The sequence below is a fragment of the Saccharothrix sp. CCNWYY140 genome, assembly GCF_037401995.1.
Lineage (GTDB): Bacteria > Actinomycetota > Actinomycetes > Mycobacteriales > Pseudonocardiaceae > Actinosynnema.
Genome location: NZ_JBBEGC010000006.1, coordinates 160,268 through 183,511, shown reverse-complemented (window position 1 = coordinate 183,511; position 23,244 = coordinate 160,268). Strand labels below are relative to the sequence as shown.

General features: G+C 73.0%; 17 protein-coding genes. 5 read left to right on the top strand and 12 right to left on the bottom strand.

Annotated features, from left to right (window positions below):
• Positions 1–221: 221 nt before the first annotated feature.
• The gene (locus WBN91_RS05970) at positions 222–2,861 is read right to left on the bottom strand and encodes an AfsR/SARP family transcriptional regulator (protein WP_337722326.1); all 2,640 of its coding nucleotides are present in this window, start codon (positions 2,859–2,861) and stop codon (positions 222–224) included.
• A gap of 53 nt (positions 2,862–2,914) precedes the next feature.
• Entirely contained in the window at positions 2,915–4,240 is a 1,326-nt protein-coding gene (locus WBN91_RS05965; protein WP_337722327.1) for a M20/M25/M40 family metallo-hydrolase, read from the bottom strand.
• Positions 4,241–4,377: 137 nt separating this feature from the next.
• Here WBN91_RS05965 and WBN91_RS05960 point away from each other — a divergent pair, with 137 nt between their 5' ends.
• On the top strand, positions 4,378–6,339 hold the full coding sequence (locus WBN91_RS05960) for an ATP-dependent Clp protease ATP-binding subunit (RefSeq protein ID WP_337722328.1): 1,962 nt from the start codon (positions 4,378–4,380) through the stop codon (positions 6,337–6,339).
• 54 nt (positions 6,340–6,393) lie between these two features.
• Here the strand turns inward: WBN91_RS05960 and WBN91_RS05955 are convergent, their stop codons facing one another.
• Positions 6,394–9,540: an AfsR/SARP family transcriptional regulator gene (locus tag WBN91_RS05955; RefSeq protein WP_337722329.1), complete on the bottom strand. Its 3,147-nt coding sequence runs from the start codon at positions 9,538–9,540 to the stop codon at positions 6,394–6,396.
• A 124-nt stretch (positions 9,541–9,664) separates the two neighbouring features.
• On the opposite strand from WBN91_RS05955, the gene WBN91_RS05950 reads away from it, so the two are divergent.
• The gene (locus WBN91_RS05950; protein WP_337722330.1) at positions 9,665–10,051 is read left to right on the top strand and encodes a hypothetical protein; all 387 of its coding nucleotides are present in this window, start codon (positions 9,665–9,667) and stop codon (positions 10,049–10,051) included.
• Positions 10,052–10,100: 49 nt separating this feature from the next.
• Here WBN91_RS05950 and WBN91_RS05945 read toward each other — a convergent pair whose 3' ends face one another.
• The 4 genes from WBN91_RS05945 to WBN91_RS05930 all read right to left on the bottom strand — a co-directional run bounded on the left by WBN91_RS05945 (position 10,101) and on the right by WBN91_RS05930 (position 15,211).
• Complete coding sequence (locus tag WBN91_RS05945) at positions 10,101–11,888, bottom strand: S8 family serine peptidase (protein ID WP_337722331.1); 1,788 nt, start codon at positions 11,886–11,888, stop codon at positions 10,101–10,103.
• 12 nt (positions 11,889–11,900) lie between these two features.
• Positions 11,901–12,179, bottom strand: a complete 279-nt coding sequence (locus WBN91_RS05940; RefSeq protein WP_337722332.1) for a hypothetical protein — start codon at positions 12,177–12,179, stop codon at positions 11,901–11,903.
• Between the two features lie 112 nt (positions 12,180–12,291).
• Complete coding sequence (locus WBN91_RS05935) at positions 12,292–13,095, bottom strand: phospholipid scramblase-related protein (RefSeq protein WP_337722333.1); 804 nt, start codon at positions 13,093–13,095, stop codon at positions 12,292–12,294.
• A gap of 115 nt (positions 13,096–13,210) precedes the next feature.
• Entirely contained in the window at positions 13,211–15,211 is a 2,001-nt protein-coding gene (locus WBN91_RS05930; protein ID WP_337722334.1) for a cellulose binding domain-containing protein, read from the bottom strand.
• Between the two features lie 176 nt (positions 15,212–15,387).
• Here WBN91_RS05930 and WBN91_RS05925 point away from each other — a divergent pair, with 176 nt between their 5' ends.
• Together WBN91_RS05925 and WBN91_RS05920 are read left to right on the top strand one after the other, a co-directional pair.
• Positions 15,388–16,170 (top strand): DUF4184 family protein, encoded by a 783-nt coding sequence (locus WBN91_RS05925; protein ID WP_337722335.1) that lies wholly within the window; start codon positions 15,388–15,390, stop codon positions 16,168–16,170.
• A 93-nt stretch (positions 16,171–16,263) separates the two neighbouring features.
• Entirely contained in the window at positions 16,264–16,743 is a 480-nt protein-coding gene (locus tag WBN91_RS05920) for a hypothetical protein (RefSeq protein ID WP_337722336.1), read from the top strand.
• Between the two features lie 4 nt (positions 16,744–16,747).
• Here the strand turns inward: WBN91_RS05920 and WBN91_RS05915 are convergent, their stop codons facing one another.
• On the bottom strand, positions 16,748–17,737 hold the full coding sequence (locus WBN91_RS05915) for a saccharopine dehydrogenase family protein (RefSeq protein WP_337722337.1): 990 nt from the start codon (positions 17,735–17,737) through the stop codon (positions 16,748–16,750).
• Positions 17,738–17,840: 103 nt separating this feature from the next.
• Between WBN91_RS05915 and WBN91_RS05910 the strand changes: the two genes are divergently transcribed.
• Positions 17,841–18,773 (top strand): helix-turn-helix domain-containing protein, encoded by a 933-nt coding sequence (locus WBN91_RS05910; RefSeq protein WP_337722338.1) that lies wholly within the window; start codon positions 17,841–17,843, stop codon positions 18,771–18,773.
• Between the two features lie 83 nt (positions 18,774–18,856).
• Here the strand turns inward: WBN91_RS05910 and WBN91_RS05905 are convergent, their stop codons facing one another.
• The 4 genes from WBN91_RS05905 to wecB are packed head-to-tail and all read right to left on the bottom strand — an operon-like array spanning position 18,857 to position 23,126.
• Positions 18,857–20,020, bottom strand: coding sequence for an acyltransferase family protein (locus WBN91_RS05905; protein ID WP_337722339.1), 1,164 nt, complete (start codon positions 20,018–20,020; stop codon positions 18,857–18,859).
• Between the two features lie 3 nt (positions 20,021–20,023).
• On the bottom strand, positions 20,024–21,238 hold the full coding sequence (locus tag WBN91_RS05900; protein ID WP_337722340.1) for an FG-GAP repeat domain-containing protein: 1,215 nt from the start codon (positions 21,236–21,238) through the stop codon (positions 20,024–20,026).
• The gene (locus WBN91_RS05895; protein ID WP_337722341.1) at positions 21,238–21,957 is read right to left on the bottom strand and encodes a hypothetical protein; all 720 of its coding nucleotides are present in this window, start codon (positions 21,955–21,957) and stop codon (positions 21,238–21,240) included. The genes WBN91_RS05900 and WBN91_RS05895 overlap by 1 nt, the downstream gene beginning before the upstream one ends.
• Entirely contained in the window at positions 21,957–23,126 is a 1,170-nt protein-coding gene (wecB, locus tag WBN91_RS05890; RefSeq protein ID WP_337722342.1) for a non-hydrolyzing UDP-N-acetylglucosamine 2-epimerase, read from the bottom strand. The genes WBN91_RS05895 and wecB overlap by 1 nt, the downstream gene beginning before the upstream one ends.
• Positions 23,127–23,244 lie beyond the last annotated feature (118 nt).

Below are 23,244 nucleotides of genomic sequence, written 5' to 3'. Positions count from 1 at the left end.
GCGGCGGTGCGGCGGGCGGCGGTGCGGCGGCCGGCGGCGCGGCGGGGTGGGGCGGTGCGGCGGCGGTGGCTGGCGGCGCGACGGTGCGGCGGGGCGGTGGGCCGGCGGGGTGGGTGTGGTGGGTGGGTGGAAGAGGTGCGGGGGAGTGGTATGTGAGTTGTGTTGGACGTTGGCGATGTTTTTGGTCGGAAAGCATCGCCGGCGTCCAACACAACTCACATCTATCCCAGCGCCGCCAGCCGCCCCTCCACCCGCTCCACATCCCGAGCCCGCCCCTGCGCCCGGTACCCCTCCAACGCCCGCTCCCAACAACCCCGAGCCCGCGCGACCTCCCCCGTCACCCGATAGGTTTCACCCATCCGATCCAGGGTGTTGGCCGCGCTGTACGTCTCCCCCAACGAAGAACACAGGGCCAGCGCCTCCTCGAACCGCGCCAAGGCCTCCTCGTACCGCCCGGTCTGGTGGTCGATGAACCCCAGGCTGTCCAGGATGTTCGCCTGCACGTTCAGGTACGACTGCCGGCGCGCCAACTCCAACGCCGCCAGGCACGAGGCCCGCGCCGGCTCGTACGAACCCAGCTTCGCCTGCAACCACCCGAGGGCGTTGAGCGCGTAAGCCTCCCAGATCGGCAGTTCCAACTCCCGGTACAACCGCAGCGCCTCGCCGACGTGCTCCAACGCGTCCGCGGGCCGTCCCTGCCGCTCGTACGCGCCCGCGAGGTTGTTGCGGATGTGTGCTTCCGCCTGCCGGTCACCCGTCCGGGTCACCAACTCCAGCGCGGAGTGCAACCGTGCCAACGCCTCCTTGTGCAGCCCGGCCTCGCCGGCGGCCGTTCCCAACCGCCGGTACGCCAGGGTCCGCGCCACCGGGTCGCCCAGCCGGTCCGCCGCCGCGACGCCGGCCCGCCACACGAGGACCGAGTCCACCAGGTGGCCGCGGCGCACCAGGAAGTTGTCCATCGACCACGCCAGCCGCCACACCGCCTCGTCGGCCGCGACCCGCTGCACGGCCGGCAGGTTCGCGTGCTCGGCCTCGAACCACGACAGGGCCGCGGCCTCGTCCGGCAACTCCAGGGGCACCCCGGTGCACTCGCCCAGCTCGATGGGCACCCGGTGCGGGTCCAACAGGCGGTCGGCGGCGAAAGCGGTGTGCAGGTAGTGGTCGACCACCCGGGTCAGCGCCGCGCGGTCGGTGACGTCCCGGGCCGCGTACAGCTTGACCAGGTCGTGCATGGACCACCGGCCGGGCGCGTGTTGCCGCACCAGGTGCGCGTCCTCCAGCGCCCGGAGCACCGCCCGTGCCGCGGGCACCGGCAGACCGGTCAGGCTGGCCGCCGCGTGCAGCCCGAAGTCCGCGCCCGGCGCCAACCCCAGCAGCGTGAACGCCCGCGCCTGCTCGGTGCTCAACGCCTCGACCGACCACGACAGCACCGCGGGCAGGCTCGCGGCGGGGTTGTCGTCGTCCAGCGCGCCCGGGTCGTCCCGCAACGACGCCGCCAGGGCGCCCAGCGGCAACCACGGGTTCGCCGCCGCCCGGCCGGCCACGAGGCCCAACGCCAGCGGGAAGCCGTGGCACCGGGCCGCCAGGTCGTCGACGTCCTCGCGTTCACCCAGCACGGACACCAGGACTTCCCGGGACTCGGCCGCGCCCAGGACGTCCAGCGCCAGGGGCCGGGCGCCGTGGCGCGCGACGACCTCGGTCAGCCGGTTGCGGCTGGTGATCAGGACCGCGCACCCCGGGCTGCCGGGCAGCAGTGGCACCACCTGGGCGGCGTCGCGGGCGTTGTCCAGCACGACCAGCACCCGCTTGTCCGCCAGCACGCTCCGGTACAGCCCGGACTGCGCCGCCAGGTCCGCCGGCACGTCCCGCGGCTCGACGCCCAGCGCGGTCAGCAGCCCGCGCAGCGCCGCGCCGGGGTCGAGCGGGGCGGTCGGGCTGAACCCCTGCAAGTCCACGAACAGCTGCCCGTCCGGGAAGCGGTCCGCGTGCCGGTGCGCCCAGTGCAGCGCCAGCCAGGTCTTCCCGATGCCGCCGGTGCCCGCGATCGCCGAGATCACGACCGTGCCCCGCTCGTCCAGCGCCTCGGTCAACGCGGCCAGTTCCCCGGCCCGGCCGGTGAAGCGCGGGGGAGGGGCGGGCAACTGGCGGGGCACCACGACCGTGCGCGCGTCCAGCGCGGGGTCCGCCGCCAGGATGCGTTGGTGCAGGTCGCGCAGGGCCCGGCCGGGGTCGGCGCCCAGTTCCTCGACCAGCCGGGCGCGCACCAGCCGGAACTCCTCCAGCGCGTCCCCGACCCGACCGGCCCGGTACAGCGCCACCATGTACTGGCCGACGACCCGCTCGTCCAACGGGTGCTCGGCCACCCGCGCAGCCAGCTCGGCCACCAGCTGTTCGCCCTCGCCCGCGTGCAGCCGCTCGTCGGTCAGGTCGCACTCGGCGCGCAGCCGCTCCTCGCGCAGCAGCTGCCGCTCGCCCTCGGCCCAGGCACCCTCCAGCCCGGTCAACGGGTCGCCGCGCCACAGCGCGACCGCCTCGGCCACGTCCTTCCCGCGCAGCGCCCGGAACCGGTGCAGGTCCACGGCGTCCTCGTCGAGCACCAGCACGTACCCGCCCGAGCGCCGCTCGATCCGGGCCGGCGCCAGCAGCTGCCGCAGCCGGGACACGTAGGTGGCCAGGGTCTCCCGGGGTCGGCGCGGCGCGTCCGCGCCCCACACGGCCTCGACCAGCCGGTCCACCGGCACGACCCGGCCGACCTCCAGCGCCAGCGCCGCCAGCACGCACCGCTGCTTGGCGGGCCCGAGGTCGACGGAACGCCCGTCGACCCGGGCCACCACCTCGCCCAGCACCAGGACCCCGACCACACCACCCTCCGCCGGGGGTTCGCGTCGGTCGATCCCCACGTGATCCGGACCCGTCAGCTGTTGCGTAGGAACCGGTCCAGCACCCGGACGCCGAACTGCAAGGCGTCCACGGGCACGCGTTCGTCCACCCCGTGGAACAGGCCGGAGAAGTCCAGGTCAGCCGGCAGCTTCAGGGGTGCGAAACCGAAGTTCCGGATGCCCAGCTGCTGGAACGACTTCGCGTCCGTGCCGCCCGACAGCATGTACGGCAGCACCTTCGCGCCCGGGTCCTCGGCGGTGATCGACGCGGTCATGGCGTCGACCAGCGCGCCGTCGAACGTGGTCTCGACCGGCGGGAGGCCGATCCACTCGCGCTCGACGTCGGGGCCCAGCAGTTCGGCCAGTTCCCGGTCGAAGGCCTCCTCGCGGCCGGGCAGGATGCGGCAGTCCACAGTGGCCTCGGCCACCGACGGGATCACGTTCGCCTTGTAGCCGGCGGACAACATGGTCGGGTTCGCCGTGTCGCGCAGCGTGGCGCCGATCATGCGGGACAGCGCGCCGAGCTTCCCGACCGCGCCCTCGATGTCGTCCTCGGGGAAGTCCAGGCCGGTGATCTCGGAGACGCCATCGAGGAACTCGCGCACCGACGGCGTGATCACGATCGGGAACCGGTGCTGCCCCAGCTTCGTCACCGCCGCCGCGAGCTTCGCGACCGCGTTGTCCCGGTGGATCATCGACCCGTGCCCGGCGGTGCCGCGGACCCGGAGCTTGAGCCACCGGATGCCCTTCTCGGCGGTCTCGACCAGGTAGGCCCGGACGTCGTCCTTGAGCGTGATCGAGAAGCCGCCGACCTCGCTGATCGCCTCGGTGACCCCCTCGAACAGCTCGGGCCGGTTGTCCACCAGCCACTTCGCGCCGAACATCCCGCCGGCCTCCTCGTCGGCGAGGAACGCGAACACGATGTCGCGGGGCGGCACCACGCCGTCGCGCTTGAACCGCCGGGCCACGGCCAGGGACATGGCGACCATGTCCTTCATGTCCACGGCCCCGCGCCCCCACACGTACCCGTCCTGCACCGCGCCGGAGAACGGGTGCACCGACCACTCCGACGCGTCGGCCGGCACGACGTCCAGGTGCCCGTGCACCAGCAGCGCGCCCCGCGAGGGGTCGGCCCCGGCCAGCCGCGCGACGACGTTCCCGCGGCCCTTCGCCCCGGACTCCACGTAGGTCGTCTCGTACCCGACCTCTTCGAGCTTCTCGGCGACCCACTCGGCCGCCTTCCGTTCCCCGACGAGCGTCGCGGGATCCCCGGTGTTGGTGGTGTCGATCCTGATCAGCTCGCTGGCGAGGCCGACGACCTCGTCCTGCGCCACCCGGAGGCCTTCTTCGACGTTGCTCACCACGCCTTCCTACCACTGGCTCCACGACCCGCGAGCCACCGACCTGCCTTGCGACCCGCCCCGCCTCACGGCCTGCCTTGCGCGGACGTCCTGGGGGAGGACCATGAGAGGGGTCGACGGATCGGAGGTGGCTCGCGGTGCCGGACGACTTCTTCGGCTTCGGCTCCAACCCCCTGGAGGACCTGGTCGGCAGGCTCTTCGCGGGCTTGGGCGCGCCCACCTCGCCGACCCGCCGCGCCGAGCGCTTCGGGCGCGACCTGACCGCCGCCGCCCGGGACGGCGCGCTGGACCCGGTCGTGGGGCGCGACGACGTGATCGACGAGGTGGTCGAGGTGTTGTCCCGGCGCACCAAGAACAACCCCGTGCTGATCGGCGACCCCGGGGTGGGCAAGACCGCGATCGTGGAGGGCATCGCGAGCCGGATGGCCTCCGGCGACGTGCCGCCCACGCTGGCCGAGCGGCGGCTGATCTCGATCGACCTGGCCGCGATGGTCGCCGGTTCGAAGTACCGGGGCGAGTTCGAGGAGCGCCTCCAGGGCGTCATCGACGAGGTCGCGGCGACCAACCGCATGATCGTCCTGTTCATCGACGAGCTGCACACCGTCGTGGGCGCGGGCAGCGCCGAGGGTGCCGTGATGGACGCGGCGAACATCCTCAAGCCCGCGCTGACCACCGGTCGCCTGCAACTCGTCGGCGCCACCACCGTCGAGGACTACCAGCGACACATCGCGAAGGACGCGGCCCTCGAACGCCGGTTCCAGCCGGTCCTGGTGGACGAGCCCACGACCGAGCAAGCCGTCACCATCCTCACCGCCCTGCGCTCCCGCTACGAACGCCACCACGCCGTGCGCGTCACCGACGAGGCCCTCCGCGCGGCCGTGGACCTCTCCGCCCGGTACGTCACCGAGCGGTTCCTGCCCGACAAGGCCATCGACCTGATGGACCGGGCGGGCGCGCGGGTCCGGCTGCGGCAGAAGACGCCGCCCCCGGACCTCGACGCGCTGGAGGCCGAGGTCCGCCGCCTGGACGAGGAGGACTCGCCGCGCCTGGCCGAGGCGCGGGCGGCGCTGGCCGCGGCCCGGAACGCCCTGGCCCACGCCCCGGAGGTCACCGCCGACGACGTCGCCGAGGTGGTCTCCCGCAGCACCGGCATCCCGGTGACCCAGCTGACCGAGCCCGAACGCCACCGCCTGCTGCACCTGGAAGAACAGCTGCACCGCCGGATCGTCGGCCAGGAGGAGGCCGTGGAGGCGGTGGCCGACGCCGTCCGCCTGGGCCGTGCCGGTCTGAAGCACCCGAACCGCCCCACCGGCTCGTTCCTGTTCCTGGGGCCGACCGGCGTGGGCAAGACCGAGGTGGCCCGCGCGCTGGCCGAGGCCCTGTACGGCTCGCCGGACCGCCTGATCCGGCTGGACATGTCGGAGTTCGCGCAACAGCACACCGTGACCCGCCTGACCGGCGCGCCGCCCGGCTACGCCGGCTACGACGACCCCGGCCAGCTGACCGGCGCGGTCCGGCGCACGCCGTACTCGGTGGTCCTGCTGGACGAGGTCGAGAAGGCCCACCCGGAGGTCTTCAACACCCTGCTCCAGGTCCTGGACGCGGGCCGGCTGACCGACGCGCACGGCCGGACCACGGACTTCGCCAACACCGTCATCATCATGACCAGCAACATCGGCGCGGACCAACTCCTCACCGCCACCACCACGGACCACCTGCGCGACCCGCTGATGGCCGCGGTCCGCCGCCACTTCCGCCCCGAGTTCCTCAACCGCCTGGACGAGGTGATCCTGTTCCGCGGCCTGGACGCCGACCACCTGCGCCAGATCACCGTCCTCCTGCTGGAGGACACCCGCGAGCGCCTGCGCGCCCAGGACATCACCCTGGAGGTGACCGCCGAGGCCGTGGACTGGCTGGCCACCACCGGCTACGTCCCGGAATTCGGCGCCCGCCCCCTGCGCCGGACGATCTCCCGCGAACTGGACCGCCGCCTGTCCCGCGCCCTGCTCTCCGGCGACCTGCGCCCGGGCCACCACGTGGTGGTGACCATCGACGACGGCACCCCGACCCTGACCATCACCCCGCGACCCGAGCACTGAGCCACCCCGGCCCGCCCCCCGCCGCCGAGACCGCGCCCGCGCCCGCGCCCGGTGTCAGCCGGGGACGCACCTCGCCAGCACGGCGGCGGCGCGCTCGGTGCCGTAGCGGTAGCCGGTGGTTTGCAGGACGGCTTCCGCTTGTGCCGCCAGCGATCCGGCCTCCACCAAGTCGTGCTCGGTCAACGCCCCGAGGGCCAGCGTGGTCAGGGCCGTGCCCTCCTCCATCCGGTACCCGGCGCGGCGGGCCGGGACCAGGGCGCGCTCGCCGAGCGCCCGCGCACCCGACACCTGCCCGGTCGTCAGGGACAGCTCCGCCAAGCCCCGGCACGCCTGCACCACACCGGTCAGGTACGGCCTGCCGACCTGGGACAGCGCCCGCGCGGTCTCCAGGTGGCGCCGCGACTCCTCGGGCGACGCGGTCACCAGCACCCCGCCGACCATGTTCAGCACGTCGACGCGGTTGCGCGTGCGGCCCTGGTCCTCGGCCAGCCGCACCGCGGACCGCCCGCGCGTGACGGCGGTGCCCAGGTCGCCGCTGTCCCGGTGCAGCACGGCGATCAGGGCCGTGCCCAGGGCCTCGAACGACCGGTTGCCCAGCCGCGCGTGCACGGTGACGGAGTGCTCCAGCAGGTCGTCCGCCTCGGCGTACCTGCCTAAGTGGGACAGCACACCGCCCAGACAGGTCCGGCTCTTGCTCGTGCCGCTCACCGAGCCCGCCGCGGCGAAGAACGCCGCACCGCGCTCGAAGTGGGCCGCCGCGCCCTCCAGCTCGCCCAGGTGCCACAGCACCACACCGAGGTTGTGCCACGCGGAGGCCTGGCCGGCCGCGTCGTCGGCGCGCTCGGCCACGCGCAGGGCGGCCCGCAGGTGGTCGACCGCCGGGTGCAGCCGCTCGGTCTCCCACAGCACGACACCCATCCGGCTGTGCGCCTCCGCCTCCCCGGCCGCCCAGTCGGCGGCGCGGGCGAGGTCCAGCGCCAGCCCGTACTCGTGTTCGGCCAGGTCGTAGTCCGCGCCGCCGAAGCGGGCCGCCGCCGAGTTGAGCGTCGCGGCGGCGCGGTCGCGCGGGGCTTCGGCGGCACGCAGGGCCGCGTCGGCGGCCACCCGCCAGTCCGCGTGCAGGCCGCGCAGCTCGAAGTACCCGCGCAGGCCGTCGGCGAGCGCGACGGCCTCCCGGCCGGGCGCGGCGCGGACCGCGGCGACGAGGTTGGCCCGCTCGGCGTCCAGCCACGCCGACGCGGCGGCCTCGTCCGGGAAACCCGCTCCCGAAGTCGTGACGGGCAGCCGCGGCTTGTCCGGGTACAACGCGCGGGCGGCGTCCTCGACCCCGCTCAGGTAGTGCTCCAGCAGCCGGGCCGACGCCCGCCGCGCCTCGTCGGCCGGGGCCAGCCGCGCGGCGTAGAGGCCCAGCAGGTCGTGGAAGCCGAACCGGCCGCTGGCCCGTCGTTCCAGCAGGTGCGTGGCGGTCAGCTCGTCCAGCACCGGCCGCACGTCCGATCCGCCGGACAGCGCTTGAGCTGCCGCCACCGCGAAGTCCTCGCCCGGCACCACACCCAGCAGGCCGAACAACCGCTGTGCGGCCGGGCTCAGCCGAGCGTGCGACAGGTCGAAGGCGCGCCGCACGTCGGCCTGGTCGTCGTCGCCCAGCGACAGCCCGCTCAGCCGCTCGTCGTGCAACCGCCGCACGTACTCGGCCAGCGGCTGGTCGGCGACGGCCGCGGCGGCGATGCGCAGCGCCAGCGGCAGGCCGCCGCACAACCGCACCAGCTCCGCCGCCTCCGCCGGTTCCGCCGCCACCCGCTGCGCGCCGACGTGGCGGCGCAGCAACTCCAGCGCGTCGGCCACGGGCAGCGCGGCGGGCTCGACGCGGTGCCCGCCCTCCTTGGCGACCAGGCCCGGCAGCCGGTGCCTGCTGGTGACCACGACGAGGCACCCCGGCTCGCCCGGCAGCAGCGGGCGCACCTGCGCCACGCTCCTCGCGTTGTCCAGCAGCACCGCCACGCGCCGCCCGGCCAACGCGGTCCGGTACGCGGCGGCGGCCTCGTCCACGTCCGCGGGCACGTCCTCCGGCGGCACACCCAGCGCCCGCAGCAACCGCCCCAACGCCTCCACGGGCTCCACCGCGGGCGACCACGAGTGGCCGCGCAGGTCGACGTGCAGCTGGCCGTCGGCGAACCGGTCGGCGACCCGCCGCGCCCAGTGCACGGCCAGGCTGGTCTTGCCGATGCCCGCCGGACCGGTGATCAGCACCAGCGGCCGGTCGACGGCGGCGTCGAGCGCGGCCAGCTCCGATCGCCGCCCGGTGAAACCCCCGATGTCGGCGGGCAGCTGCCGGGGCGTCGGCGCCGGCGGCCGGGCGCGCGGCACGGCGTCGCCTGGTGATGCGGTCTCGTCCTGCGGTCCGGTGTCGTGCCGCGGTCCGGGATCGTGCTGCGGTCCGGTGTCGTGCCGTGGTCCGGTGTCGTGGCGCAGGGCGGCGTCGTCGCGCAGGACCATGACCTCCAGCTCCGCCAGCGCCGGCCCCGGCGGCAGACCGAGTTCGTCGGCGAGGACCTCGCGGGCCCGCTGGTAGGCGTCGAGCGCGTCACCACGGCGGCCGGACCGGTACAGCGCGAGCATCAGCTTGGCGTGCCACGACTCCCGCAGCGGGTGCTCGGCCACCAGCGTGGCCAGCTCGCCGACGAGGTCGCGGTGCCGGCCCAGCTCCAGGTCGACGTCCAGCCTCCGCTCCAGGCACGCCAGCCGCTGTGCCTCCAGCCGGTCGGCCTCGGCCGTGAGCACCCGACCGCCGAGCCCGGCGAGAGCGGGTCCGCGCCACAGCGCGAGCGCCGCGCGCAACCGGTCCCCGGCCTCGGTGAACCGCCGCGCCGCGACGAGGTCGTCCGCTTCCCGCACCAGGGCCTGGAACCGGTCCGCGTCCACGTCGTCCGCGTCGAGCACGAGACCCGCCGAGGCCCACGTGATCGGCACGCCGAGGTTGCGCCGCAGGGCCGCGGCGCAGTTGTGCACCTGCGCCCGGCTGGTCCCGGGCGGTTCGTCGTCCCACAGCACGGTGATCAGCCGGTCCAGCCCCACCGCGCGCCCGTGCGCGAGCAGGAGCACGGCGAGCAGCTTCTTCTCCCGCGGACCGCCGATCCGGACCGCCGCGTCCCCGCGCCACGCGGCGACCGGTCCCAGCACGCCGAACCGCACTCGATCCACCCCCGGATAGTCGACGGATGCAGGACGCGTGAAACCCCTCCTTACGTTGTCGTTCGCCGGGGGAGAGACGTTGCGGTCCACCGGCGTTCCAGGGCATCTCGACGGATCGACCGAGGGAGGAACGATGGTGCGCAGATTCCTGGCGCTGCCGCTGCTGGCGGCGCTGTTCGCACTGCTCGCGCCGCACACGGCGCAGGCGGCCAGCGGCGGGGGCTGCCGCAACACCTACGACGTGGGCGCGTGCGTCAGCTACTCGTCCACCTACAAGCGGGTGTCGGCGGACTTCTACCTCAACAGCAACAACCGGGGTTCGTGCACGGCCAAGCTGTACATCCGGGTCAACGGCACCTGGCACTACAAGTACACCGCTTTCCTCGACCACTACGGGCGCTACCCGGAGGGTCACGTGTCGGTTAGCGGCAGCGGCACCGCGTACAGCGAGGTCGACTTGTACGACTGCTCGGGCAACTACCAGTACAGCGCCCGCAGTCCCAGCCTGTACTACCCGTGACCGTGATGGGGCTGAGCCGGTCCGCGGACCGGCTCAGCCCCATCGGGCATCAGTCGCGGAACAGGGCTTCCGTGTCGAGCTTTCCCCAGCCGTAGCGCGGGTTCCACACCGGGCCGGTGGACTGGTCGCGGCGGGCTGTGACGCGTAGGCGTTGCTGGACCTCTTCGGGGGTCAGGCGGGGTTCGCGTTGCAGCATCAAGGCGACGACGCCAGCCACGAACGGGGTTGCCATGCTGGTGCCCTGGATGGTGACGTACTTGCCGGACGGGTGCCGGCGCGCCGCCAAACGGGGTTCCGTGGCCATCTCCGAGCCCGCGGACAGTGCCGCCGTGACGACCTGGCCCGGTGCCACGATGTCGGGTTTCTGCGCGCCCGAGCGGGTGGGGCCCTGGCTGGAGAACGTCGACAGGGTGTCCACCGGCAGGCCCGGCAGGGCCGCGTCGCCCTGCGGTCCCTCGAACCTGTTGCGGCTGATCAGGGAACCCACCGAGATCGCGCGCTCCTCGGTCGCGGGCATGCCGAGGGAGTAGCCCTCCACCGGTGCGCCGGGGAACATCAGGCGACCGCCGTTCACCGACCCCGCCCACGCGTGGACCTCGCCGTGCACGACGGACAGCGGCGTGATGCGGATGGTCCACCGGTCGTCGACCGTGCCGTTGATCATCAGGAAGGTCAGGTTCTGCTCGCGGTTGACCGGGTTCTCCACGAAGTCGGCCACGAAGACCCCGTCCGGAGTGGACGTCTCGCCGGTGTTGGGCTCGAACCGCGTCCCGTCGGGCGTCTCCACGAACACGTCGACCTCGTCGCCGCGCGGGATCCACACGTCGCAGAACACCAGCCCGGTGTCCGGGACCCGCACGGTGAACGTGAGTTCCTCGCCGACCACCAAGCGGCCCTGGGCGTGCACGCCGTCGTCGCCCTCGTTGCCGGCCGCCACGACCACGATCCGCCCCGGCCCGGTGGCGCGGGCGATCTCGTTCTCGATGGCCGACGTGCCGTCGTGGGCGCCGAAGTGGCCGCCCAGGCTGAGGCTGACCACCGCGGGCCGGTCGCCGGCCAGCGCGAAGGCCTGCCGGATGCCCTCGATGATGTGCACGTCCAGCAGCGGCTCGGCGCGCACGCCCATCAGCGACGCCTCGGGCGCCACCCCGCGGAAGCGGCGGTTGGCCGTGCCCCGCCCGTTGCCGGCGGCGATGGACGCGCAGTGCGTGCCGTGGCCGCCCGGGTCGCCGGGCGGGATGGCGGGGCCGCCGTTGAGCGCCTTGTTGATCGCGCCGGCGTCGAAGACGTCGAACTTCGACTCCTCCGTGCCCTGCGGGACGTGCGCGTGCACGAACCGCTCCAGCCGGGTCGTGCCGTCGTCGTGGCGGAAGTCCGGGTGTGACCAGTCCACGCCCGTGTCGACCACGGCCAGCAGCACGCCGGCGCCGGTGAGGTCGCCGTGCGCGGCCTGGACCCGGTCCAGCCCGGTCACCGGCCCGCGCGCCTGGTCCATGCGGGTGAACATCTCCTTGGGCGCCTCGGCCCGCAGCAGCCACGGCTGTCCGTCCAGATCGGACAGCGCGGAGACCGGCACGCCGGCCAGCACCACCACCTGTCCCGACGAGCCGGGGTCCGGCGGCGCGGACACCACGCTCCCGCCGGCCGCGTCGAGCCACTCCTCGACCGCCTCCAGTTCCGCCGACCGCACCAGGAGCTTCACCGTCGTGCGGCGGGGCGCGGTCTCCCGCCCCAACGTCCGCGCCCCGATGCTCTCCTCGACCGGCAGGTCCGACTCCGCGAACGCCGCCGCTCCCCGCAGCCGCGCGTCCAGAACCGTGTCCCGTCTAGGCTCCATCGCCCTCGCCCTTCAGCCGTGCCGGAGCGACCTGAGGGTCCGGGGTCCTTCGACGGCGAGCACCCAGGTCTGCTGACCTATCCGGCGCACGGCGGGGGGAGTGACGGTGCCGATGACGGAGCCGGGACCGCTGCTGGTGACCTCCATGCCGAGCGACCCGAGCCGCTCGACGGCCTGCCCGACCTCCGCCGTCCCGCGCAGCCGCACGACGGCGGTCCGCCGGTCACCGTCCCCGGCATCCCGGCACCACCGCTCCAGCTCCGGGGCGACCACCCCGCGCCTGGGCTCCACGACGGCAACGCTACCTCCCCGCGTGCACCTCCATTCGGAGTATCGGCCGTGCGGGGGAGTCGTTAGCGCCCGAACGGGCGACCACGGGGGCAGCGTCCGGTGTGGCGGCGGCTCAGCCGAAGCCGCGGCTGTCCTGCTTCAGGGCCGTGTCCACGGTCAGCGCCGACGCCACGACCAGGCTCAGCAGCGGGTCGGCCAACGGCCGATGGATCTGGAGGACGTAGTTGTCGGCCGTGGTGAACATGGTCTTCGCCAGGCCCTCCCACGTCTTGGTGATGCGCGCGACCTCGGCGCCGGTGTGGTCGGTGATGGAGAAGTTCCACGCGCGCCAGTTCTCCGCCTGGATGCCGCCGACGCGCTGGCCGCCGACCTCGAACGCGAAGCGGATCTTGCCGATCGCGTTCTCCTGGCGGATCTCGCCGAGGGACGCCCCGTCGCCGCGTTCGACGACCATCCGCGACTTCACGATCTTCGCGGGCCGGGTGAGCCGCAGCACCGTGTGCCCGTGGGCGTCGCGGACCTCGAACTTGTGCGTGAAGAACTGGTCGTAGCTGCCCAGGAACCGCAGGGCCTTCTTCAACGCGCTCTGCCCGACCTGCACCACCGCGCCCAACTGCCGGCCGTGCTGGTCGTAGACGGCGTACTCGTTGGCCAGTTCGATCAGCTTCACCCGCTGGTTGACCACCAGCACCGGCTCGGTGAACAGCGTCCCGCCGCCTTGCCCGACCTGGCCCACGCCGGCCTGGCGCTGCTGCTCGCGGATGCGGTTGGGGTCGTGCGCGCCGTCCAGCGCCACCTCCCACGGGCTGGAGTCGTCGGCTTGGCGGGTCTGCGGGGTCCACTGGTTGCCGTCCCAGTAGCGCACCACCGGGGAGCCGGGACGCTCCGGGTACCAGCCGGGTTGAGGGTTGGTCATGCCGCGCACTGTAGTCGCGAACCGCCCGCCACCGGCCCCGATCGCGCGGAACGGCCCGCCTCACGCACAACGGTCCGGGACCTCGGTAGGGAGGTCCCGGGCCGTCGCACGGGGGTCAGGCCGAGCAGGGCACCCCGTTGAGCGTGAACGTCCTCGGAGCCACGTTCGGCCCCTGGTACGCCCCGACGAACCCGGCCGTCGCCGACGCGCCCGGCGCGAGCCTGCCGCTGCTCTCGACCCGCACGTCCGTCCCGGTCTGGGTCCAGGTGGCGTTCCACCCGCTGCCGACCTGCTGCCACGTCGTCGGCCAGGTGTAGGCCAGCGACCAGCCGTCGAGGGTGTCGGTCCCGGTGTTGGTGACGGTGACCTCGGCGACGTAGCCGTTGCCCCAGTTCGTCGTCTCCCGGAACTGCACCGCGCAGGACGACGTGGTGGGCGCGGTGGTGGTGAAGGTCAGCGGGGGCGAGGACCAGGACACGCGGCCGGCGCCGTCGCGGGCGATCAGGTTGACCGTGTAGTCCGTGCCGGGCACGAGGTTGGCGGCGGTGAACGACGTGCCGGTGGTCTCGCCCCACTGCTCGCCGGCCGTGCCGTTGTGCCGGTGGACCTCGTACTTCACGCCGGCGGGCAGCGCGGGCCAGGTCAGGGTCGCGGTGCGGTCGGTGACGGTGGACAGGGCCGGGCGCGGCGGCGTGGCCGGGCCGGCGGTGGCGCCGGACGGGCGCAGCACCAGCGTGGTGATCGAGTACGGCGGCAGCGTGGTGGTGCCGGAGGTCCCGGTCGTGGTCGTGATGCCGCTGTCACCGTTGGCGAAGGACAGGACCTGCGCGTCGCCGGCGGGGGAGTAGCCCGAGTAGCGCAGGGACACCGTGCGGGCGGCCTCGGGGTCCTGGTTGACCAGCATGACCGACAGGCCGCCGTCGGTGCGGCGGGCGGCGTGCGCGCGGACCAGCGGATCGGACGCCGAGGCGGCCACCAGCTGGTCACCCGGCCGCACGAAGCGCGACACCATCGACAGGGCGTGGTAGGGCGCGAACGGCGTGTTCAGCGCGGGCTGGCACACGTCTCCCGCGCAGCCGGCGCTGGACAGCAGGCCGAAGTCGTCGAAGTCGGTGTGCCCGGCCACTTCCGAGACCCTGCCGGGTCCGTTGTGGACGTTCCACCAGTCCACGGTGAACACCCCGTTCGCGATCAGGGTCGCGTACGCGTCGGCCAGGAACATCGCGCCGGGCTGGGTGTTGCGGCCGTAGGAGGTGTTGACCTCGGTCATGGCGATCGCGAGCTCCTTGCCCGCGTACCGGCGGGACTGCTCGCGCACCATGCGCATCGCGGTGGACACCTGGTCGGTCTTGGCGGTCACCTGAGCGTCGGTGGTGCCGCCGGGGTACCAGTGCACGATCCCGAAGTCGACCCACGGCCCGGCGGTGGACAGCACCACCTGGTTCCACGAACCGGCGTCCCCGGCGGCGGTGATGGCGTCGGGCCACTCGCCCGGCGTGGTCAGCACCGCGCCGACCTGGATGGTCGGGTCGACGGCCTTCATGGCCTGCGCGTACTCCTTGACCAGGGACGCGTACTGGGCCGGGCTCTTGTCCGGGTGGTCGTCGGCCTCCCAGTTGGCGCCGTAGTGGCCGTTGCCGTAGTTCTCGTTGCCGATCTCCCAGTACTTGACGCCGTAGCCCTTCTCGACGTTGGCGTAGCGGACCCATTCGGCGGCTTCGGCGGGCGTGCCGGTGCCGTAGTTGGCGGTGACGATGGGCTGCCCGCCCGCGCGCCGCACGCCCGCCATGAAGGTGTCGAAGTCGGTGTTGGGCGCGACGTAGCCGCCGGGCGCGGTGTGGTCGCGCCAGTGGTAGATGTCGGAGTAGGAGCCGCCGGGGTAGCGCATGGCGCGGACGCCGGCGTCCTGGAGCAGGTCGGCCACCGCGTCGGTGCCCAACTGGGGGTCCCAGATGGCGTGGTTGACGCCGATCGCGGCGTCGTGGACGGTCTCCAACCCGGCGCGGGCGTTGACCGTGACGGTGACGGCGGTGTCGGCTCCGGCGCTCGGGACGGCCGTGCCGAGCGCGGCGAGCAAGCCGGCCGCCGCGACCAGGGCGGTGCGAGTGGGTCTCATCGTGGTCCTCGTCGACGCAGATGGGCTGGGAGCGCTCCCAGACTGGAGGCCGCCGTGATCGTTGTCAATCACGCCTACGGCCGCACCCCGGGCGGGAAAGCCGCTGCTCGGCGGGGCGTTTCCAGGCCACCACTAAAATCCGGCGGCAGTCCACGACACCGGGGGAGCCCGCCAGCGTGCCGTTCACCTTCGCCCACCCGGCGGCCGTGCTCCCGTTGCGCCGCCACCTGTGGTTCCCCGGCCTCGCGGCCGGCTCGATCGCCCCCGACGTCGCCTACTACCTGCCCGTCCCCGGCGGCGCCGACGGCACGCACTCGGTCGTCGGTCTGGTCGGGATCGACCTCCTGCTCGGTTTCCTCCTGCTGGCCCTGTGGCACGTGTTCCGCACGCCCCTGCTGGCGCTGTCCTCGGCCGGCTGGCGATCCCGCGTCACCCCGCCGAACCTCGCGATCCCCACGTGGCGGGCAGCGGTCACGGCGGTGCTCTCGCTCGTGGTGGGCGCCGCGACCCACATCGCCTGGGACACCTTCACCCACACCGACGGCATCGCCGTGCGCCACTGGGACCTGCTCCGCGTGTCGATCGTCGGCCCGCACCGCCTGTACAACGTGATCGGCTACGTGTCCTCGCTGGGAGGCCTGCTCCTCCTCGCCGCCGTCACCCTGGGTTGGTACCGAGGCACCCCACCACGAGCCCACCGCTGGCCGGTGCTCCGAGGCCGGAGCTGGGTCCTGGTCGGGATCGTGGCCGCGGCGGTCGTCGGCGCGGTCGTCGCGCTCGCCGACCCGGTGAGCCGGGTCAGCACCTACGACTGGGTCCGCCGACTCCTCGTCGGCACCACCCAAGGCGCGGGCCTGGCGCTCACGCTGTACGTGCTGTGCTGGCACCTCCGCTTGACGCCCCGCCTCGACGTACCGGATATTGGTGCGCGCGGAGGGGAGTACCCACCCAGCCCGTGATCGTCATTGCGACCGCTCGACAGCGGTTCGGTCACGGCGCCACCCACGTGGTGGTCGGGGAGACCTCCGGTTCCGAGGAGCCGGAGGAGATCCATGAGAGCACACCCGAGAACCGACTGGCGCGAGTTGGTGCCGAAGTCGGCGGTCGAGACCATCGGCAGGAACGCGGTTCTGGTCCTCTTCGCCGCAATCGCGGTCCTCTTGCTGGTCTTCCGGTTGCGTTCGGGCGCGGCCGGTGTCGAGAGCCTGGTGCCGCTCCTGTGGGCCGCGGTCCTGTTCCGCGCCACGCGCGTGGGCCTCTACATCAGCGACCACGGGCTCCAGAGCCGGTTCTTCTGGCGGACCACGACGCTGGGCTGGCACGAGATCGCCGGCGCCGAGATCCACCCAGAGGGTCTGATCAACCCGGGCGGCGCCCTGTGGATCACGCGCCACCACGACGCCCCGCAGAAGACGCCCCTGTTCTGGGCGCGCTTCCCCCCGGTCCACGGCCGCTCCGAAGCGCAGGTGGTCGCGGCGGCGCACCAGATCCACTCCGCGTTGGCGTGGCACCGCGACCGGGGCCGGTGGTAGCCGCTCAGCTGTGCACGGTCAGGTGCGGGGACAGGGCGCGCAGGAAGTCCGGGGCGTCGAAGGCCGCGCCCGCCGAGACCACGCCGGTGGCCTTGATGCGCCCGGTGAGGATGCGCTCGACCGCCTCCACCGCGAGCGGCGCGCTGATGGCGTAGATGTCCTGTCCGGTGGCGGAAATCCGGCGTTCCGCACCGCCCGAGCGCACGAGCACGTCCACCACGAAGGTCTGCGCGGACCGGCCTCGCTCGTCCACGGCGGTCGGTGTCGCCGCGCCGGCGAGGTCGGCAGCCGCGTTGGCGGACATGTACGTGCGCACCTCGGGAACGTCCAGGTGGGACGGGACGGTGACCACGTCGGCCATCGTGAACTCCGCGATGACGTCCTGTGTCTCGAGCGGCGCCGGGAAGGTCCACTCCACAGTGGGCAGGGCGTCGTCGTGGTACTCCAGGCGTCCGCCGGTGAAGCGCACGCGCCGACCACCGCGGCGCCGGCCCGACACCACGCCAGACTGGACCGTGCCCGCGGTGGGGTGCCAACTGCTCAGCCCGTAGGCGACGTGCACCTCGTCCGCGGACGTCCAGTCGTCCAGCGCCGCAGTCACCAGCAGGTCGCCGAGACCGCCGAAGAACGCCATCGCCGGGACCACCACGCCCGCGCGGCCCACGAAGTGCTTGAAGGTGTCGACGTTCGCCTCGATCTCGGCCGCCACGTCCACGTACGGGATGCCGGCGCGCAACGCCGCCTCCACCACGGGCCCCGCCGTCGCGGCGAACGGCCCGGCGGTGTTGACCACCGCGTCCACACCGGCCAACGCGCGGTCGAGCGACGCCGGGTCGTCCACTGAGGCCTGCCGCACGTGCTCTTCCCCCAGTGCCAGCAACTTCTCCCGGTCGCGTCCGACGACCACCGGGACGTGCCCGCGCTCCCGCAACTCGGCGACCACGAACCGCCCGGTGTACCCATAGGCGCCGAAGACCGCCACGTTCGAACTCATCTGTGCCTGCTCCCACGTGCTGTGAAGTGATCTGCGGCAATCCTGTCCGCTCACCTCGTCCGCGCCCAGTGTCCGGAACGACACGACCCGTACAATTCCGGACATGCGCTCAGTCGCGGTCGCCGCCACCGACGGGATGCTCCACTTCGAACTGGCCCTGGCCCAGGAGGTCTTCGGCAACCCGCCCGCCGTGCCCACCCCGTGGTACGACGTCGCCATCTACGGCTCGCACCCCGCCCGCGTGGGCCGTTTCCTGGTCGAACCCGATCACGGCCTCGACCGCCTCGCGCACGCCGACACCGTGATCGTCCCGGCCCTGGTCGACGTCGACGCGGACCCGCCGGCCGACCTGGTCGACGCCGTGCGCGCGGCCCACGAGTCCGGTGCGCGGGTGGTGTCCCTGTGCACCGGCGCGTTCGTGCTGGCCGCCGCCGGCCTGCTGGACGGCCTCCGAGCAACCACCCACTGGGCCCACACCGACCAGCTGGCCGCGCGCTACCCGCGCGTGACGGTCGACCCGGATGTCCTCTACGTGGACAACGGGACCGTGCTGACCTCGGCGGGCAAGGCCGCCGCCCTGGACCTGTGCCTGCACCTGGTCCGCCGCGACCACGGCTCGGCGGTGGCCAACGTCGTCGCCCGCCGCCTGGTCGTGCCACCGCACCGGGCCGGCGGCCAGGCGCAGTTCGTCAGCACCCCGGTGCCGGAGCAGGACGACCACCCGCTGGCCGACGTGCTGCCGTGGGCGGCGCGGCACCTCGACCAGCCGCTCACCGTGGAGGACCTGGCCCGGCGGGCGAACATGAGCTCCCGCCACCTGACCCGCCACTTCCACGCCGTCACCGGCACCACGCCCCTGCAATGGCTGCACACCCAACGCCTCCGCCGCGCGCAGGAACTCCTGGAAACCACCGACGACAGCATCGACACCATCGCCACGGCCGCCGGCATGGGCACCGCGACCACCCTGCGCCGCCACTTCCACCGCGCCCTCGGCGTCCCACCGGACACCTACCGCCGCACCTTCCGCCCCTGACCGCCTCCGTGGGTGCCTCCGTGGGCGCAGGCAGAAGCCGGTGGGGAAGGGGTGGCGGCCCCTTCCCCACCGGCGCAGCGGGATCAGGTCGGTTCTTTGACCGGCTCCGGAACCAGAGCGGGCGCCGGTTTGCGCGGTCGGGACCAGCGGGTCATCACCGGGCGTTCCACCAGCGTGAACAGCAGCCAGCCGACGAGCGTGGTGGCGGCGAAGAGCAGTGCCGCCACGGCGATCGCGGTCGGCGTGGAGAACGGACCGGCGGGCAGCAGAGTGCGGCCGTAGAAGATCACCACCCCCTGGCACAGGTAGAAGCCGAACGAGATCTCGCCCAGCCAGACCGCGAAGCGGCTGCGCATCCCGCTGGGCCGCCCGTCCACGTCGGCGGTCGCCCAGGCCAGGATGACCAGCGAGACCGGGACCACCGTCGCCACCACGAACCCGAACACGAACGGCACGGTCAGCGCGACGGCGTAGCCGATCGGGACCGACAGCGCGGCCGGCAGCAGGCCGATGTGCGGCACCCGGCCCCGGATGACCGCCCGCGCCAGGACCATGCCCAGCACGAACTCGAAGAGCCTGGGCAGCGGGAAGATGTAGCCGAACCAGAACTGGGTGGTGGAGATCGGCGTGATCGGGGACTTCGGGGTGTCCGGGATCAGCGTCAGGTTGACCACCTGCACGGCCACCATCGCCAGCACCAGCACCGCGGCCCAGAACCACAGCCGGTTGTCCGCGATCCGCCGCACGGGCTTGATGATCAGCGGGAACAGCATGTAGAACAACAACTCGCTGCACAGCGTCCACGCCGGCGGGTTGACGTTGACGTACACCGTCGGGTCCGGCGAGAACGAGTGCACCAGGAACAGGTTCGCGAGCCACCCCGACACCGGCGTGGTCGCCCCGGCGAACAGCACCATCGCCGCGATGAACACCACGACGTGGTTGGGGAAGATCTTCAGCACCCGACGCCGCCAGAAGGCGCGCATCGGCTCGCCCTCCACCGACGACCAGGTGAGCACGAAACCGCTGAGCACGAAGAAGAACGACACCCCGACGTAGCCGGCCTTGCTGAACAACCACTCCAGGCCGCGGGCCAGGCCCTCGTCGGCGAACGGGTTGATCGGGTCGTTGGGCGGGATCGGGGAGTCGAACAGGGTGATGTGGAAGAAGAACACCAGCAGCGCCGCCAGGAAGCGCAGACCCGTCAGCGACGGCAGCGGCGGGCGTCGTAACTCCGGAGTGGACACTGCCTACCTCGCGATCTCGTTGCGGTACAGCATGATCTTGGCGTCCTTGGCCACGTAGTAGTTCTGCACGGAGTAGGCGATGGTGGCGAAGTCCAGCCGGCCGTCGCCGTTGAAGTCGGCGGTGGCGATGCGCGCCACCGACTCGTCCGCGACCCGCCACTTGACCCACGCGCCGTTGGCGGCGTCGACCGCCTTGTAGTACATGACGCCCTGCCACGGCCACGGACCGCGCAGCGCCACCAGGAACTCGTCGTCGCCGTCGCCGTCGAAGTCGGCGCACACGACCTGGTGGCCGGGTCCCTCGCCGTTCTCGTTGGGGTCGCCGAAGACGTCGAGCAGGTGCCGCCGCCACCCGCCCTCGCCGTCCTTGGTGTAGACCGCCACGGTGTTGCCGTGGAACGGTTCCAGCGCCGCCACGTACGCCATCGGGTCGCCGCCGAGGCCGCCCGCGTCCAGGTCGCCGCTGCCGCGGAACCCGGTTTTCTCGAACTGGGTCCGCTCGCCGACGCCGATGAGCTCCTTGAGCCAGCAGCGGCGCTCGGTGTCGTAGTGCAGCCACGTGACGCCCTCGTCGGAGGCCAGCAGCAGCGAGTCGAGGTCGGAGCCGGGCACCAGCCCCTTCTTCTTCTCCGCGCCGTGGATCATCCGGAAGGAGTGGTCGTCGATGACGGTCATCGGCCACTCCTCGGCCGTGTGCACGTCGTCGGGCTGGGTGAACATGACCAGCGGCAGCACGGCGTGCACGTCGGCGGTGGCCACGATCGGCACGCCGATCACCTCCAGCCGCTCGGACTGGGTGAAGTGGCCCACCCGCAGCCGGTGCATGCCGGTCGCGCGGCCGATGTAGTGCCGCTGCCAGCGGGCGTCGGTCTTGTCCGCCGCGCCGGGGTTCTCCACCCAGTCGATCTTCCCGCCGCGCGGGTCGGGGTCGACGATGGTGCCGATCGGCCCGTACAGCTCGTGGCAGACCACGATGTCGGGCAGGCCGTTGCCGCTGACGTCGGCGAAGTCGGCGCCCACGGGCATCCGGAAGCCGTCGACGGCCAGCTTGCGCGGCCAGCCCGGCCGGTCCTGGTACCAGTAGATCTCGCCCAGGCGCAGGCCGTAGCCGAACAGGTCGGGCCGGCCGTCGCCGTCGATGTCGGCGGCCTCCAGCCAGTAGCCGTCGCGCAGCTGGTCGGCGACGACCTCGCCGGTGAACTTCGGTGGGGTGGGCATCATCGTCCTCCGGTCCGGTGGTACTCGACGGCCAGCCACACGCAGTCGGTGTCCGCGCGGTACTGGTGCCACGGGTAGGTGAAGCCGCCGTCGGGGCGGGTGCGGCAGAACGGCACGGGCGGGGTGTGCCCGGGCCCCATGAGCTGGTCCTCGTAGAGGGTGGCGTGGTCGTCGGCGCGGAACTTCTGCATCCGGCCGTAGCCGTGCACCTGGCTGTGGATCTCGATGAAGTCGTGCCGGTTGTGGATGGAGCAGTCGGTGCCGGCGGGGGCGAACCACAAGTTGACCGAGATCTCGAAGGTGTCCTCGCCCTCGGCGTGCTCCTCGCCGAGCACGCGTGCCGCGTCGAACGAGGTCGTGCCGACGACCGCGCGGGGACCCCGGTGCAGCCCGGTGGCGCGGGGGAAGCTCGGCAGGATGTCGGCGAAGTGCTGCCAGCCGGGCGCTCCGGTGATCGCGGCGGCGTCGTCGTCGAGGGCGGGGGAGACCCGCAGCAGGGCCACGCGGTCGGCCCGCACGACCGAGGAGTCCACCAGCACCGTGGAGGAGAACGGCGGCAGGGGACGGGTGGGCGGCTCGCCGACCACCGCGGGCGTGTGGGCGAGGTTCACCACGATGGTCCGCCCCGGCACCACCAGGTCGACGACGTCGGTCACGACGGTGGTGTCCACGAAGCCGTCGGCGAGCGCGACCTCCGCGACCGCGATCGACGCGGCCATCACGCGGCCATCGCTTCCGGCTCGACCTGGCGGCCGGGCACGAACGGCAGGACCGCCTGGCCGTCGCCGAAGTAGTGCGCCAACGCGCCCACCACCCGCTCGGCGGCGTTGCCGTCGCCGTAGGGGTTGGCGGCCGACGCCATCAGCTCGCGCTGCGTGGGGTCGTCGAGCAGGCCGGTGACGTGGTGCACGATCTGGTCGCGGGTGCGGCCGACCAGGCGCGCGGTGCCCGCGACCACCGCCTCCGGCCGCTCGGTGACGTCGCGCAGCACCAGGGTCGGCTTGCCCAGCGCGGGACCTTCCTCCTCGGCGCCGCTGCTGTCGGACAGGATGATGTCGCTGCGCCACATCAGGCGGCAGAACTCCAGGTACGGCAACGGGTCCACCACGGTGATGTTCGGAACACCGCCGATGAGCGGCAGCAGCCCGTCCCGCACGACCGGGTTGCGGTGCAGCGGCACCACGATCCGCACGTCCGGCCGCTGGGCGATCTCGCGCAGCGCCTGCCCGATGTGGGGCAGCATCCGCCAGGACTCGCGCCGGTGGGCGCTGGCCACGATGATCCGCCGCGGGTCGTCGTCCAAGTCGGCCAGCGCGGGGACCGGCGTCCGCGACGGTTGGGTGCTCGCCCAGCGCAGGGCGTCCACGACGGTGTTGCCGGTGACCACGATGCGCGACTCGCTCACGCCCTCGCGGATCAGGTTGGCGCTGTTGCCCGGTGTCGGGGCCAGGTGCAGCTCGGCGATCTGCGCGACCAGCCGCCGGTTGGCCTCCTCGGGGAACGGGGAGTGCAGGTTGCCGCTGCGCAGCCCGGCCTCGATGTGCACCACGGGGACGCGGTGGTGGAACGCGGCCAGCGCGCCGGCCAGGGTGGTGGCGGTGTCGCCGTGCACCATGACGGCCTCGACGCGCTCCCGGCTCAGGTAGTCGGACAGGCCGCTGAGCGCCCGGTGGGTCACCTGGGACAGCGTCTGCTTCGCCGCCATGACCCCCAGGTCCAGGTCGGGCCGGATGCCGAACACGTCGAGCGTCTCGTCGAGCATCTGCCGGTGCTGCCCGGTGGACAGCACGACGGGTGCGAAGCGGGGGTCCTCCCGCAGCACGCGGATGACCGGTGCGCACTTGATTGCCTCGGGACGGGTACCGAGGACTACGGCTATCGAGCGCATGGCGTCCCTTCGCGTCAATTCCTTGGATGTGGATCCGGGTTTCCCGCGACGATGCGATCGGTGCAACCGATATTAGGTGTGCATCGGTCGTGGATGGAACGTTGTGCAACCGTCGAAT